The organism is Roseovarius sp. MBR-6 (genome assembly GCF_040547525.1).
In the GTDB taxonomy this organism is placed as follows: Bacteria; Pseudomonadota; Alphaproteobacteria; order Rhodobacterales; family Rhodobacteraceae; genus Roseovarius.
This window is the reverse complement of the sequence record NZ_JBEPPW010000002.1, coordinates 354,723-368,719: the sequence shown is the minus strand read 5'-3', so window position 1 is coordinate 368,719 and position 13,997 is coordinate 354,723. Positions and strand designations below refer to the sequence as shown.

Here is a 13,997-nt window from a genome sequence, read left to right as displayed (position 1 = left end):
CCCGAAGGCGGGGCCGGGGGGGTCAGAGGCGGGGCTACTCGCCGCCGCCAAGCTGGTGGACATAGACCGCGACGGCGCGCAGCTGCGCCTCGCTCAGATCGGCCCCGCCCATTGCGGGCATGATGCCGAAGCGCGAATAGGTGACCGTCTCGCGGAGCGTGTCGTAATCCCCGCCATAGAGCCAGATCGCATCGGCCAGATTGGGCGCGCCCTGGGTGATGTCGCCCTCACCCGCCTCGCCGTGACAGGCGGCGCAATTGTCGAGAAAGATCGTCTCGCCCGCTGCGGCGGCCTGGGCATCCTGCGGCTCGCCCGAGAGTGACATGACGTAATTCACCACCTGGCCGATCTCGGCGCTTTCCAGCAAGTCGCCAAAGGCCGGCATCTGCGACCAGCGCGCATCCGGGTCCGTCTCGTTGCGGATCCCGTGGGCGATGGTCAGGTGGATATCCTCGAGCGTTCCGCCCCAGAGCCAGTCATTGTCCAGAAGGCTGGGATAGCCTCCCGCCTGCACGCCCGCCGCCCCGGCACCGTGGCACTGGGCGCAATAGGTGCGGAAGACCGCGCCGCCTGCTGCGACAGCATAGGCGTTGAGGTCGGGGTCGCCGGGAACATCGTTGAGATCGGCCGCGATCAGACGCGCGTTGATCTCCGAATTGGCCTCACGCGCCGCCGCGATCTCGGCGGCGACGTTGGCGCGGGTGGACCAGCCCTTGTAGCCCGCCGTTGCCTGGTTCACCAGCGGCCAGGCGGGATAGGCGATCACATACCAGATCCCCCAGACGATGCAGGCGTAGAACACCCACAGCCACCAGCGCGGCAACGGATTGTCGAATTCCTGGATACCGTCCCATTCGTGGCCGGTGGTATCCGGTTCCTGTTTGTCGATCGGCTTCTTGGCCATGTCTTACGCCTCCTTGGCGTCGGCATCCCGCTTGGGGGCCGGTTTGTCTTCGTGCCGGAAGGGGATGCTCGCCGGGTTCTCGTAGGTCTTGCTGGCACCCGGGCGGAACACCCAGAGCACGACACCCACGAAAAAGGTGAACAGCACCAGCAACATCCAGCTATCGGCGAACTGACGCAGCAGCGAATAGGTTTCCATTGCGCTCCCTCCTCAGCGGCTGGCCACGGGCGTGAAGGTCGAGAAATCGACCAGCGTGCCCAGCATCTGCATGTAGGCAATCAGCGCATCGGTCTCCGATATGCCCGGCTGCCCGTCAAAATTGCGCACCTGCGCCTTGGGATAGCGCGCCATCAGCCCGTCGGTATCGGCGTCCGGGTCGGCCTGCGCCCGGAAATCCGCCACCGCGTTCTCGATCATCTCGTCGCTATAAGGCACACCCACCAGACGATGCGTCTTCATCAGGTCGGCGATATGCGCACCGTCGATCAGACGGTTTTCGAGAAAGCCGTATTTCGGCATGACCGATTCGGGCACCATGGATTGCGGGTTGCGCAGGTGCTTGACATGCCAGTCATCCGAATAGCGGCCGCCGACGCGGGCGAGATCGGGCCCCGTCCGCTTCGATCCCCACTGGAACGGGTGGTCGTATTTCGACTCTGCCGCCAGTGAATAGTGGCCATAGCGTTCCACCTCGTCGCGCATCGGGCGGATCATCTGGCTGTGGCAGACGTAACAGCCCTCGCGGATATATATGTCCCGTCCCTCGAGCTCGAGCGGTGCGTAGGGGCGCACCCCTTCCACGTCCTCGATGGTGTTTTCGAGCCAGAACAGCGGTGCGATCTGCACGATGCCGCCGATGGTGACCACGAGGAAGGCGAAGATCGCCAGAAGCGTGACGTTCTTCTCAAGGATTGCGTGTTTGTCCAGAATTGCCATCTCTCCGGCCCTCCTTATTCAGCCGGGACTGTGCCGTTCGTGGCTTCGACAGCCGGCGAACGTTTCACAGTCATCCAGAGGTTGTAGCACATGATCAACGCCCCGGTGAGGAACATGACCCCGCCCAGACCGCGCACCACATACATCGGGAACTTGGCCCCAACGGTGTCGGCGAAGGAGTTGACGAGGAAGCCATTTGCATCCACCTCGCGCCACATCAGCCCTTCCATGATCCCCGTCACCCACATCGACGCGGCGTAGAGCACGATCCCGATGGTGGCGAGCCAGAAGTGCCAGCTCACGAGGCTCAGGCTATAGAGCCGCTCGCGGTTCCACAGGCGCGGTACAAGGAAGTAGAGCGCACCGAAGGTGATCATGCCGTTCCAGCCAAGCGCACCGGAATGCACGTGCCCGATGGTCCAGTCGGTGTAATGCGACAGCGAGTTGACCGCGCGAATGGACATCATCGGCCCCTCGAAGGTCGACATACCGTAGAACCCGATGGAGATTACCATCATGCGGATCACCGGATCGGTGCGCAGCTTGTCCCAAGCGCCCGAAAGCGTCATCAGACCGTTGATCATCCCACCCCAGGACGGCATCCAGAGAATGATCGAGAACACCATGCCCAGGGTCGAGGCCCAGTCGGGCAGCGCCGTATAATGCAGGTGGTGAGGACCGGCCCAGATGTAGATGAAGATCAGCGCCCAGAAGTGGATGATCGACAGCTTGTAGCTGTAAACCGGACGTTCGGCCTGCTTCGGCACGAAGTAATACATCATGCCAAGGAAACCGGCGGTCAGGAAGAAGCCGACGGCGTTGTGGCCATACCACCATTGCGTCATCGCGTCCTGAACGCCCGAAAAGACCTGCACCGATTTGGAGCCGAAGATGCTGACCGGGATGCTGAGGTTGTTGACCACATGCAGCATCGCCACGGTGATGATGAACGACAGGAAAAACCAGTTGGCGACATAGATATGCGGCTCGCGGCGTTTCACCAGCGTGCCGACGAAGACCGCGAGATAGGCCAGCCAGACAACCGTCAGCCACAGATCCACATACCATTCCGGTTCGGCATATTCCTTGGACTGCGTCGCGCCGAGCAAGTAGCCCGTCGCCGCCAGCACGATCACAAGCTGATAACCCCAGAACACGAACCACGCCAGATTTCCGCCCCAGAGCCGCGCCGCACTCGTGCGCTGCACCACGTAGAACGAGGTCGCGATCAGGGCGTTGCCGCCAAAGGCGAAGATCACCGCCGAGGTATGCAAGGGACGCAACCGCCCGAAATTCGCGTATCCCTGCGCCCATTCGAAATTGAGGCCCGGAAAGGCAAGCTGAAAGGCGATGAACGTGCCCGCGAGAAAGCCCACCACACCCCAGAGCGCGGTGGCGACCACCCCGGCGCGGATCACGCCATCCATGTATTCGCCAGACAGATCCGCCTTGGTCTCCGGCTCGTCGGTGTGCCGGAGCACCCACAGAAACAGCCCGCCAGCCACCAGCGCGATTGTCAGCGCATTGACCAGATAGGCCAGATCGCGCGCGTAATTGGCAGCGACCAGCGCGAAAAGCGTGATCACCCCAAGCACGATCAGCTTGATATAATTCGTCATGTTGCGTCCCTTCGTCTTCACCCGTCCGAGTCGGCCTGACCCGCGCAGGCGCGTTTGACAGTGCCCGTAATGCTAGGATCGGAGTCAACAAACCTTGATCTGTGTCAAAGCCCTGCACGGTCTGGATTGATCCGGGTCAAGGCGGCGCGCAGGCTCCGCTCCTATGCTGGTCCCAGCGTAACACCAACCGGGATATCCGCCATGACATATAACAGTCTTTTCACGGTCCTTACTGACGCAGCCCTTGTCGAAGAAACCCTGACCCATGCCATCGCTGCCGCAGAGGCGCATGACGCGCATCTTGACGTGCTCTGCCTTGGCGTGGATCGCAGCCAGACCGGCTATTACTACGCGGGCGCAAGCGCCATCGTGCTTCAGGAAACCATCGCCCGCGCGCAGGAAGAGTCCGAGGAGGTCGAGGCGCTGGCCCGCAAGCGGCTCGATGCGACAACGATTCGCTGGTCGCTTGATGCCGGGGTAAGCCAACTGGCCGATCTCGGGCGGCACGTCTCGACACGGGCACGCTTTTCGGATCTGGTCATTCTGCCGCAGCCCTATGGTGACGGGCGCGGGGCCGAACTGGAACCGGTGACCGAATCGGCCCTCTTCGAAGGTCACACGCCGGTGCTCATTGCCCCGACCGGGGCCGCGCCCGTTCCGCATCCGAAACGCATCCTGCTCGGCTGGAACGAGAGCAGCGAAGCGCTTGGTGCGACCCGCGCCGCCCTGCCGCTTCTCTGCGCCGCCGAGAGCGTGCATGTCGTGGTGATCGACCCGCCCACCCATGGCCCGAACCGCTCCGATCCTGGCGGTCTTCTGTCGCAATATCTTGCGCGGCACGGGGTCAAGGTGGAAATCGACGTGCTGTCCAAGACGCTGCCGCGCGTGTCCGACGTGCTCTTGCGCCATGTCACCGACATGGATGCCGATATGGTGGTGATGGGGGCCTATGGCCATTCGCGCTTCCGCGAGGCGATCTTTGGCGGCGCGACACGCTACATGCTGGAACGGGCCACCGTGCCGGTCTTCATGGCGCATTGAGCGGGCGGGCCGTGGCCTTGTGCACAGGGTCTGCGCCCCGGCGCGGAATTGCCGGGCGGGGCGGCGAGGCGCATTCTGGGGGCATGACAACCTCACAGGAGCAAGCCCCATGACCGTCCCCGTCCACCCCGCCACCCGCATCGGCCACGTCCATCTCAAGGTGGCCGATCTTGAGCGCGCCATCGGGTTCTATTCCGGTGTGCTGGGTTTCGAGCTCACGCAATATTATTCCGGCGGGCGCGCCGCGTTTCTGTCGGCGGGCGGCTATCATCACCATATCGGCCTCAACACATGGGAGAGCCTTGGCGCCACCCCGCCGCCGCCGGGCCATACCGGGCTCTATCACACGGCGTTTCTTTATCCTGACCGGGCCGCGCTTGGCGATGCGCTGCGGCGCGTGCTTGAGGCGGGCATCGCGCTTGACGGGGCCGCCGATCACGGGGTGAGCGAGGCGGTCTATCTGCGCGACCCCGATGGCAACGGGGTCGAGCTTTACCGCGACAAGCCCGAAGCGGACTGGCCGCGTGACGGCGAGGGACGTCTTGCCATGGTGAATGCGCGGCTTGATCTTGACGCGCTTCTGGCCGAGGCACCGGCGCGCGCCTGACCCCTCTGGACGCAGCCGTGCGCGCGGCCTAACCTCTGGGCAAAAGGGAGGGCACCGCATGGCCACAGGGACCAATATCCGCACCTATTTCGACGGCCGCTGGCACGATGGCGACCTTGCGGTGATGAAGGCCGCCGATCACGCCATGTGGCTTGGCACCTCGGTCTTTGACGGGGCGCGCTTTGTCGACGGGATCGCGCCCGACCTCGACCGCCATTGCGCCCGCGTCAACGCCTCGGCGCGCGCGCTGATGATCACCCCGACGCTGAGCGCGGGCGAGATGGAGGAGATCGTCTGGGACGGGCTTTCGGCCTATCCCAAGGGGGCCGCGATCTATATCCGTCCGATGTATTGGGCGCTCGACGGCGGATATCTGGGCGTCTTGCCCAAGGAAGGGGCCACTGGCTTTGCCATCAGCCTCGAAGAGATCCCGATGCCGCCGCCGGGCACCGCCACGACGCTCTGTCGCACGCGGTTCCGCCGCCCCGTGCTCGAGGATGCGGTGGTCAATGCCAAGGCGGGCTGTCTTTATCCCAACAACGCGCGGATGTTGAAAGAGGCGCGAGACCGCGGCTTCGGCAACGCGCTGGTGGCCGATGCGCTTGGCAACGTGGCCGAGACGGCGACCGCCAATGTCTTTGCCGTCAGGGATGGAGAGGTGTTCACGCCCATCCCCAACGGCACTTTCCTTGCGGGCATCACGCGCGCGCGTCACATCGACAACATGCGCAGCAACGGCATGGCGGTGCATGAAACGGTCATGACCTTCGCCGATTTCGAGGATGCGGACGAGGTGTTCCTGTCGGGCAACCTGATGAAGGTCACGCCCGTCTCGGCCTTCGAAGAGACGCAGTATCAACCGGGGCCGGTCACGGAACGGGTGCGCGATATGTATTGGGACTGGGCGCATTCGTCGCAGGGGTGATCCGCGTGCGGTGCTGCGGCGTATCCCACTCAATTAACAGGAGGGTCCAATGCGCCTTGTCGCCACCATTTTTGCCGTGCTTCTCGCCCTGCCCGCCGCCGCGCTCGATCTTGCCACGCCGTTCGGCAATATCGACGGCGGCGAGATCCGACTGAGCGATTGGAAAGGGCGGCCCGTGCTCGTGGTCAATACCGCCTCGCGCTGCGGTTTTACCCCGCAATATGACGGGCTTCAGGCGCTCTATGACCGGTATCGCGACTCGGGGCTGATCGTGCTTGCCGTGCCGTCGAACGATTTCCGGCAGGAACTGGCCAGTGAGGCCGAGGTCAAGGAATTCTGCGAGGTGAATTTCGGCCTCGATCTCCCGATGACCACGATCACCTCCGTCAAGGGACCGCAGGCGCACCCTTTCTATGCCACGCTTGCGGCCGAGACGGGATTTGCGCCGGCGTGGAACTTCAACAAGGTGCTCATCGACCCCGACGGCAGCGTCGCGGGCACCTGGGGTTCGATGATCAAGCCGCAATCCGGCGCGATCACCGGGAAGATCGAAGCGATGTTGCGCTGATCCTTACCAGTCCATCACCACCTTGCCGGAATGGCCCGAGATCATCGCGGCAAATCCCGCCTCGAAATCGTCGATCCCGATGCGGTGGGTGATCAACCCGCTCACATCCAGCCCCGATTGCACCAGCGCGATCATCTTGTACCAGGTTTCGAACATCTCGCGGCCATAGATGCCCTTGATGTGCAGCATCTTGAAAATCACCGCGTTCCAGTCCACGGCAAACTCGGTCGGGGCGATCCCCAGAAGTGCTACCTTGCCGCCATTGTTCATACGCGCAATCATCTGCTGCATCGCCGCCGAGGCACCCGACATCTCCAGCCCGACGTCAAACCCTTCGGTCATGCCGATCTCGTCCATCACGTCGCGCAACTGCTCGTTGGCCACATCGACCACATGCTGCACCCCCATCCGCCGCGCCAGATCAAGGCGATAAGGGTTGATATCGGTGATGACTACCTTGCGCGCGCCGACCTTCTGCGCCACCAGCGCGCCCATGATGCCGATGGGCCCCGCGCCCGTCACCAGCACGTCCTCGCCCACCAGATCAAAGCTGAGCGCGGTGTGCACGGCATTGCCGAACGGATCGAAAATCGCCGCGATCTCGTCGGGGATGTCCTCGGGGATCGGCACCACGTTCATCTCGGGGATGCAGAGATATTCCGCGAAAGAGCCGGGCCGGTTCACGCCAACACCGCGCGTGTTGCGGCACAGATGCCCCCGCCCCGCGCGGCAATTCCGGCAGGTGCCGCAGACGATATGCCCCTCGCCACTGACGCGCTGCCCGATCCGGTATTTCACCGCCGCAGACCCGGTATCGACGATCTCGCCCACGAATTCATGGCCCACCACCATCGGCACCGGCACTGTCTTGGCGCTGAACTCGTCCCATTTCCAGATATGCACATCGGTGCCGCAAATGGCCGATTTCTTCACCTTGATCAGCACATCGGACGGGCCAACCTCGGGCACCGGCACGTATTCCATCCACAGCCCCGGCTCGGGCCGCGCCTTGACCAGCGCCTTCATCTCGTTCTGCATCAGATCACTCCCAACTCCCGGCCCACGGCCTCGAACGCCCCAATCGCCCGGTCCAGCATGTCGCGGCTGAGCGCCGCGCTCATCTGCGTGCGGATGCGGTCCTGCCCCTTGGGCACCACCGGGAACGAAAACGCCGTCACGTAAACGCCCCGCTCCTCCAGCCGGGCCGCCATCTCCTGCGCCAGCTTCGGGTCGCGCAGCATCACCGGGATGATCGCGTGCTCACCCGGCAGCAAATCGAACCCCAGCGCCCCCATGCGATCCCGGAAATACGCCGCATTCTCCCACAGCCGCGCCCGCCGCGCCTCGCCATCCTCCAGCAGATCGAACACCTTGAGCGAGGCGCCCGCAATCACTGGTGCGAGCGTGTTGGAAAACAGGTAAGGCCGCGAGCGTTGCCGCAGCCAGTCCACAACCTTGCCGCTCGCCGCCGTATACCCGCCCGACGCGCCGCCCAGCGCCTTGCCCAGCGTGCCGGTCAGGATATCCACCCGCTCCATCACCCCAAACCGCTCCGGCGTGCCGCGTCCCGTGGCTCCGACAAACCCGGTGGCGTGGCAATCATCCACCATCACCAGCGCATCATACCGCGCCGCCAGATCACATATCTCATCGAGAGGCGCGTAAAACCCGTCCATCGAAAACACGCCATCGGTGGCAATCAACCGATGCCTCGCGCCCGCCGCCTCGCGCAGACACCGCTCCAGATCGGCCATGTCGCGATTGGCATAGCGCCAGCGCTGCGCCTTGCACAGCCGCACCCCGTCGATGATGCTGGCATGGTTGAGCGCATCCGAGATGATCGCATCCTCCGGCCCCAGCAGCGTCTCGAAGAGACCGGTATTGGCATCGAATGCCGCCGCATAAAGGATCGCATCCTCCTTGCCCAGAAACCCGGCGATCCGCGCCTCCAACTCTTTATGCTCTTCCTGCGTCCCGCAAATAAACCGCACCGAGGCCATGCCGAACCCGTAGCGATCCAGCGCCCCATGCGCCGCCGCTATAACCTCGGGATGATCGGCCAACCCGAGGTAATTATTGGCACACAGGTTCACCACCTCGCGCCCATCCGCCAGCCACACCTCGCCCGCCTGCATCGAGGCAATCACCCGCTCCACCTTGTAAAGCCCATCCTCGCGCAAGCCCTCCAGCCGCCCCGCCATATCCGCGTCAAACCGATCCGCCGCACCCATGATCCGCTCCTTCATCTTGCCCCAAATATCCCGGGGGCGTCGCCGCAACGCGGCGACGGGGGCAGCGCCCCCCTCTTCTCAGACCGCCACGCGCGGGCGTCCGCTTGCCTCTACCACGATTTCGGCCTCGAGGAACACCCGCCGCGCCTCGACCACGGCCTCCTTCACCTCACGCCGTGCGCTCACATGGATATCGACTGCGCCTGCCGCAACCGCCGCTTCGCGCGCCCCGGCGGCAAGCGCTGTCTCAAGTGCGGCCATGGCCGCCTCCGACCCGGCGAAATCCTCCGGCCCGCCCTCAAGATGCACGCGGAATTTCCCCTCGGCGGGCGAGGTCACGATGCCTGCGCGCCGGATCGTCACGCGCCCCACCACAGCGCCGATGGCATTGGCCACCCCGGCATGATCCGGCACGATCATCTCGCATCCGAGCCGCTGCCCCACGGCCGGATAATAGCTCGCCGCCGAGGCCCCCAGCCCGATCACCGGCACGTTCAAACCGCTCTCGATCCGCACCAGCCCACGATGCCGCCCAAGGCCCCGCTGCATGAGCACATGCGTCGCCAGATCGGCGGGCGGCAGGTCGAAATCCGTCTCTTCCTCGGCAAAAGCAGTCTCCAACACGGCCGAACTGGTCTGATGTGTCAGCCGCTCGACGATCATCCGCGCCAATGGCTCTGCCCCATTGGCCAGCCGCTCGCCCGCCCCGGTCCGCTTGCGCGCCACCAGCGTCAGCGCCATGCGCGCGGCGTCCGCGTCCCACGCATCGGCCTTGCCCAGAACATGCGCCGCATCCGAAGGGGTGATGCCGCCCAGCTGCACCAGTCCCCGTCGCACCAGGCGACCGAGCGCGGCATGGTCCATCCGGCTTCCCAAAACCCCGCCCAATGGTTTCACCGCTTCCCCGATCCGCGCCAGCAGCGCCGCCTCACGCTCCGTCAGCCCGCCGGTCTCCACCCCCGGCACCGCCCGCAAGAACCGCGCGTCCATCTCGCCGGGCGTCGGCGCCCGCGCCTGTTCCTCAAGCGCGCGATGCACCGCCTCTCGCGCTTCCATGGCCATCAGGCTGACCGGCACCACCCGACGCGGCCCGAGGCTCACGCCTCCGCCCAACCCTTCGGTCACATGAACCTCGCTGTCACCGCCCAGACCAAAGGTGCGCATCGCCACGGCCTCGACCATGGTGCGCCACGGCCCGACCTTGGCCCCTTGCGCATCGATCGCGGGTCGTCCGTCGCGCAGCACGGCCACATCCGTCGTCGTGCCGCCGATATCCGAGACAAGCGCCCGGTCCGCCCCGGTCAGCCAGCGCGCGCCGACGAGACTTGCCGCAGGTCCGCTGAGGATCGTCTCGATGGGCCGCTCGCGCGCCTGATCCGCCGAAATCAGCGCCCCGTCGCCACGCACCACCATCAGGGGCGCATGGACCCCCAACTCACGCAGCCGCGTCTCCGCCCGGTCGATGAGCCGCGCGATCATCCCGATGAGCCGCGCATTGAGAAGCGCCGTCAGCGCCCGTTTCGGCCCGTTGAGCTTCGCCGAGAGGTGATGCGACAGGCTCACCGGCCGTCCCGTCACCGCGCGGATCACCTCCGCCGCGCGCAATTCATGGGCCGGGTTGCGCGTGGCAAAGAGCGCGGCCACCGCATACGCCTCGGCGCCCGTGCCTGCCTCCAGCCAGTCGCGTAACCGTGCCTCGTCGAGCGCCACCGCCTCGCCGCCCGCATGGCTGTGCCCGCCCGCAAGCACCAGCGCCGGATCGCCCGCCAGCGCCTCCGAGAGGCCGTGCGTCTGCAAATCCGCCTCGCGGAACCCGATATAGACCAGCCCCGCGCGCCCGCCCTGCCCCTCGACCAGCGCATTGGTGGCGAGGGTGGTGGAAAGCGACGCAAGCCCGATTTCCCCCGCCGCCGCACCGCTCTGACGCAGCACCGCCTCGACCGCGTGCCCGATGCCCACCGCCAGATCGTGCCGCGTGGTCAGCGCCTTTGCGCTCGCTATCACCTCGGATTCGTTGCGGATCAGCACCGCATCGGTATAGGTCCCGCCCGTATCCACCCCAAGCAAAAGCGTCACTGTTCCAGCCTTTCCAATGCCCAGCGCGCCGCATCCGCGACGGCCGCATCGTCATTCCCCAGATGCGCCCGCGCCACGGCGCAAAGCCGCGCATCGCCCGAATTGCCGATGGCATAAAGCACATTGCGCAGAAACCGCAGCCAGCCGATCCGCTTGATCGGGCTGCCCGAGAACCGCGCACGAAACCCGGCCTCACCCAAGCCAGCCAACTCCTCCAGCGGCGGCGCGACAAGATCGGCGCGCGCGTGATACTTTGCCTCCCGCGCCTCGACCGCGAACTTGTTCCACGGGCACACTGCCAGACAATCGTCGCAGCCATAGATGCGGTTTCCCAGCAAGGGCCGCAACGCGACATCGACGGGGCCTTTGTGCTCGATCGTCAGATAGGAAATGCAGCGCCGCGCATCGAGTTGATAGGGTGCCGGAAAGGCCTCTGTCGGACAGATATCCAGACAGGCCCGGCACGAGCCGCAATGATCCATTTCCGCCGGATCAGTCTCTATCTCCAGCGTCGTGAACACCGAGCCGATGAAGAACCAGTTGCCGAGATCCCGGCTCACGAGGTTGGTATGCTTGCCTTGCCAGCCAAGCCCCGCCGCCTGCGCCAGCGGTTTTTCGGGCACCGGCGCGGTATCGACGAACACCTTCACCTCGCCGCCCGCCTCGGTCATCAGCCAGCGCGCCAGCCGCTTCAACCGTTTCTTCACCGTGTCGTGATAGTCGCGGCCCCGCGCATAGACCGAGATGTTGCCACAGTCCCGCCGCGCCACCCCCGCCAGCGGATCGCCCTCGGGCGTATAGCTCTCGCCCAGCACGATCACCGTGCGCGCCTCGGGCCACAGAACCTGCGGCGCACCGCGCCAATGGCTGCGCTCTGCAAGCCATCCCATCTGTCCATGATATCCCTTCTCCAGAAACGCCGCCAGACGTCCGGGCACCTCGGGCACGTCCCACGGCCGACCCAACCGACAGGCATCAAATCCCTCGGCTCTCGCCTGCGCAACCAGTCTCTTTTTCAGGTCATCCTTCATCGTTCCGGCAAATACTCCGGGGGAGTCGCCGCTCGCGGCGACGGGGGCAGCGCCCCCGCTCTAGAAATCCAGATCGGCATAATGCGCGGGCGGCGGAAAGCCGGGCACCTGATCGGCAAGGATTCCCCGGAACGCGGGGCGGGACTTGATCTTGGCATACCAGTCCTTGACCACATCCGAGCGGTGCCAGTCCACATCCGAGATGTAATCCAGCGACGACAGATGCGCGGCCGCCGCAAAGTCCGCCAGCGTCATCACGTCGCCCGCCAGCCAGCGACGGTGATCCAGCAGCCAGGCAAGGTAATCGAGGTGGAACTTGATCGCCCGCGCCCCGTCCTTGACGTTGCGGCTGTCGGGAAAGCCCTTTTTCATCATCTTCTTGTTCACCCGCTCATAAAGCAGCTTCGAGGTGACCTCGGCGTGAAACTTGTCGTCGAACCAACCCACCAGGCGCCGCACCTCATAGCGTGCCTCCGCGCCTTTCGGCATGAGCGGCGGGGTCGGGTGCTTTTCCTCGATGTATTCGCAGATCGCGGCACTTTCGGACATGGTCAGCCCGTCCATGCGCAGCACCGGAACCTTGCCCGCCGGGTTGCGGCGCAGGAAATCGGCGTCCTGTTCCCAATAGCGCTCTTCCACCAGTTCGCATTCGATCCGCTTCTCGGCAAGCACCAGCCGCACCTTGCGGCAAAAGGGCGAGAGCGGGACGTGATAGAGACGGGCCATCGGCAAACCTGCGGTAACACGGGGATCGACCCTCAATGCCTTCTTCGGGCGCGGGATTCAATCCTCGAAACAGGCGGCGCGCCCGTCGCGGGCTATGGTGGCCGCCCCATCCATGATGCGCGCGGCGCGACGGCGCAGGGCCTCCGTGGGGCGGCTTGCCGAGCGGCCCTTGGGATCGGGCAGCACGGCGGCAAGGCGCGCCGCCTGCGCCGGGCTCAGGTCGGCGGCGCTCAGTCCGAAATAATGCTGCGCGGCCGCTTCGACGCCGAAAACACCTTCGTCGAACTCTGCCACGTTGAGGTAGACCTCGAGCACGCGCCGCTTGGGCCAGGCCGTTTCCATCACGGGGGTGATCATCGCCTCGAGCGCCTTGCGGCCCCAGTTGCGCCCATGCCAGAGCCACACGTTCTTGACCACCTGCTGACTGAGCGTAGAGGCACCGCGGCCCGATCCTTCGGCGATGGCCGTGCGAATCGCCCCCATGTCAAAGCCCCAGTGCAGGCAGAAATTCGCATCCTCCGCCGCCACGACAGAGCGCGCCATCACCGGCGCGATCCGCGCCATCGAAACCCAGTCCTGCGAAACCCCGCCAAGGCGCCGCCCTTCCTGCCAGATATAGACCGTGGTGGGCGGGTTCACCCAGCGATAGCCGAGGATCAGGGTTGCCAGCAGAACGACGGCGGCCAGCACCGCCCGCAGCGCCCATCGCCACAGGAATTTCAGCGGCCTGACCCTCCCTGCCTTGACCGATTTTTTTCGCGTCCGTGCCATGATCCAGCTATAGCCGTCAATTCGCGGGGGCAAAACACCCCGTTTAAGAGCGGCAAATTTGCGACATCGCGCCGCAAGGACAGGCTGTCACCTTCAAATCCCCGCCGCCCCGCGCCATGTTGTCACGACCATCGAAAGGGATAGTCATGCGCGACACAACGCTCACCGCCGAGACCGACCGTCCGGTCAAACCCGCCATGTGGCGGGGGTTTCGCGGCAAGTGTCCCAATTGCGGCTCGGGTCCGATCCTGCGCAACTATCTGACCGTGCGCGATCACTGCCCGGTCTGTCAGGAAGATCTCAGTCATCACCGCGCCGACGATGGTCCGGCCTATCTGACGATTCTCTTCGTCGGGCACCTGATGGCCCCACTCCTGATGATCGTGTTCGAGACATGGCGGCCCGAACCGCTTGTGCTCTTCACCATTTTCGCCATTGGCACCATCGCGCTCTCGCTCTACCTTTTGCCCCGGCTGAAGGGGGCCATTGTCGGGCTGCAATGGGCCAAGCGGATGCATGGGTTCGGGACCGGCGACTAGCCCCTCCAAACACGCGGGGCAAA

General features: G+C 64.9%; 15 protein-coding genes. 5 read left to right on the top strand and 10 right to left on the bottom strand.

The window, feature by feature from the left end; genetic code table 11:
* Positions 1 to 34 precede the first annotated feature (34 nt).
* From ccoP to ccoN, 4 genes are read right to left on the bottom strand one after another with little or no spacing between them, the layout of a single operon-like run.
* A complete protein-coding gene (ccoP, locus tag ABIE57_RS04200; protein ID WP_354537744.1) occupies positions 35 to 904 on the bottom strand; it encodes a cytochrome-c oxidase, cbb3-type subunit III in 870 nt (289 codons plus the stop codon).
* A gap of 3 nt (positions 905 to 907) precedes the next feature.
* Positions 908 to 1,102, bottom strand: coding sequence for a cbb3-type cytochrome c oxidase subunit 3 (locus ABIE57_RS04195; protein WP_354537743.1), 195 nt, complete (start codon positions 1,100 to 1,102; stop codon positions 908 to 910).
* Positions 1,103 to 1,114: 12 nt separating this feature from the next.
* Positions 1,115 to 1,840 carry a cytochrome-c oxidase, cbb3-type subunit II gene (gene ccoO, locus ABIE57_RS04190; protein ID WP_354537742.1) on the bottom strand — a complete coding sequence of 242 codons (726 nt, stop codon included), beginning with the start codon at positions 1,838 to 1,840 and terminating at the stop codon, positions 1,115 to 1,117.
* Positions 1,841 to 1,854: 14 nt separating this feature from the next.
* Positions 1,855 to 3,459 (bottom strand): cytochrome-c oxidase, cbb3-type subunit I, encoded by a 1,605-nt coding sequence (gene ccoN, locus ABIE57_RS04185; protein WP_354537741.1) that lies wholly within the window; start codon positions 3,457 to 3,459, stop codon positions 1,855 to 1,857.
* A gap of 201 nt (positions 3,460 to 3,660) precedes the next feature.
* On the opposite strand from ccoN, the gene ABIE57_RS04180 reads away from it, so the two are divergent.
* The 4 genes from ABIE57_RS04180 (at position 3,661) to ABIE57_RS04165 (ending at position 6,600) form a co-directional block, all read left to right on the top strand.
* Complete coding sequence (locus ABIE57_RS04180) at positions 3,661 to 4,500, top strand: universal stress protein (RefSeq protein ID WP_354537740.1); 840 nt, start codon at positions 3,661 to 3,663, stop codon at positions 4,498 to 4,500.
* Between the two features lie 109 nt (positions 4,501 to 4,609).
* Entirely contained in the window at positions 4,610 to 5,107 is a 498-nt protein-coding gene (locus ABIE57_RS04175) for a VOC family protein (RefSeq protein WP_354537739.1), read from the top strand.
* A gap of 58 nt (positions 5,108 to 5,165) precedes the next feature.
* On the top strand, positions 5,166 to 6,032 hold the full coding sequence (locus ABIE57_RS04170; protein WP_354537738.1) for a branched-chain amino acid aminotransferase: 867 nt from the start codon (positions 5,166 to 5,168) through the stop codon (positions 6,030 to 6,032).
* A 49-nt stretch (positions 6,033 to 6,081) separates the two neighbouring features.
* Positions 6,082 to 6,600 (top strand): glutathione peroxidase, encoded by a 519-nt coding sequence (locus tag ABIE57_RS04165; RefSeq protein WP_354537737.1) that lies wholly within the window; start codon positions 6,082 to 6,084, stop codon positions 6,598 to 6,600.
* 3 nt (positions 6,601 to 6,603) lie between these two features.
* Here the strand turns inward: ABIE57_RS04165 and tdh are convergent, their stop codons facing one another.
* The 6 genes from tdh to mtgA form a co-directional block, all read right to left on the bottom strand.
* Positions 6,604 to 7,626: an L-threonine 3-dehydrogenase gene (tdh, locus tag ABIE57_RS04160; protein WP_354537826.1), complete on the bottom strand. Its 1,023-nt coding sequence runs from the start codon at positions 7,624 to 7,626 to the stop codon at positions 6,604 to 6,606.
* 11 nt (positions 7,627 to 7,637) lie between these two features.
* Positions 7,638 to 8,831 (bottom strand): glycine C-acetyltransferase, encoded by a 1,194-nt coding sequence (kbl, locus tag ABIE57_RS04155; protein ID WP_354537736.1) that lies wholly within the window; start codon positions 8,829 to 8,831, stop codon positions 7,638 to 7,640.
* Positions 8,832 to 8,909: 78 nt separating this feature from the next.
* Positions 8,910 to 10,907 carry a hydantoinase/oxoprolinase N-terminal domain-containing protein gene (locus ABIE57_RS04150; protein WP_354537735.1) on the bottom strand — a complete coding sequence of 666 codons (1,998 nt, stop codon included), beginning with the start codon at positions 10,905 to 10,907 and terminating at the stop codon, positions 8,910 to 8,912.
* Complete coding sequence (gene queG / locus ABIE57_RS04145) at positions 10,904 to 11,938, bottom strand: tRNA epoxyqueuosine(34) reductase QueG (protein ID WP_354537734.1); 1,035 nt, start codon at positions 11,936 to 11,938, stop codon at positions 10,904 to 10,906. Before queG ends, ABIE57_RS04150 begins: the two co-directional genes overlap by 4 nt.
* A 60-nt stretch (positions 11,939 to 11,998) precedes the next feature.
* The gene (gene fzlA / locus ABIE57_RS04140) at positions 11,999 to 12,664 is read right to left on the bottom strand and encodes an FtsZ-binding protein FzlA (RefSeq protein ID WP_354537733.1); all 666 of its coding nucleotides are present in this window, start codon (positions 12,662 to 12,664) and stop codon (positions 11,999 to 12,001) included.
* A gap of 57 nt (positions 12,665 to 12,721) precedes the next feature.
* Positions 12,722 to 13,435 carry a monofunctional biosynthetic peptidoglycan transglycosylase gene (mtgA, locus tag ABIE57_RS04135; protein ID WP_354537732.1) on the bottom strand — a complete coding sequence of 238 codons (714 nt, stop codon included), beginning with the start codon at positions 13,433 to 13,435 and terminating at the stop codon, positions 12,722 to 12,724.
* Positions 13,436 to 13,581: 146 nt separating this feature from the next.
* Between mtgA and ABIE57_RS04130 the strand changes: the two genes are divergently transcribed.
* Complete coding sequence (locus tag ABIE57_RS04130) at positions 13,582 to 13,974, top strand: DUF983 domain-containing protein (RefSeq protein WP_354537731.1); 393 nt, start codon at positions 13,582 to 13,584, stop codon at positions 13,972 to 13,974.
* Positions 13,975 to 13,997 lie beyond the last annotated feature (23 nt).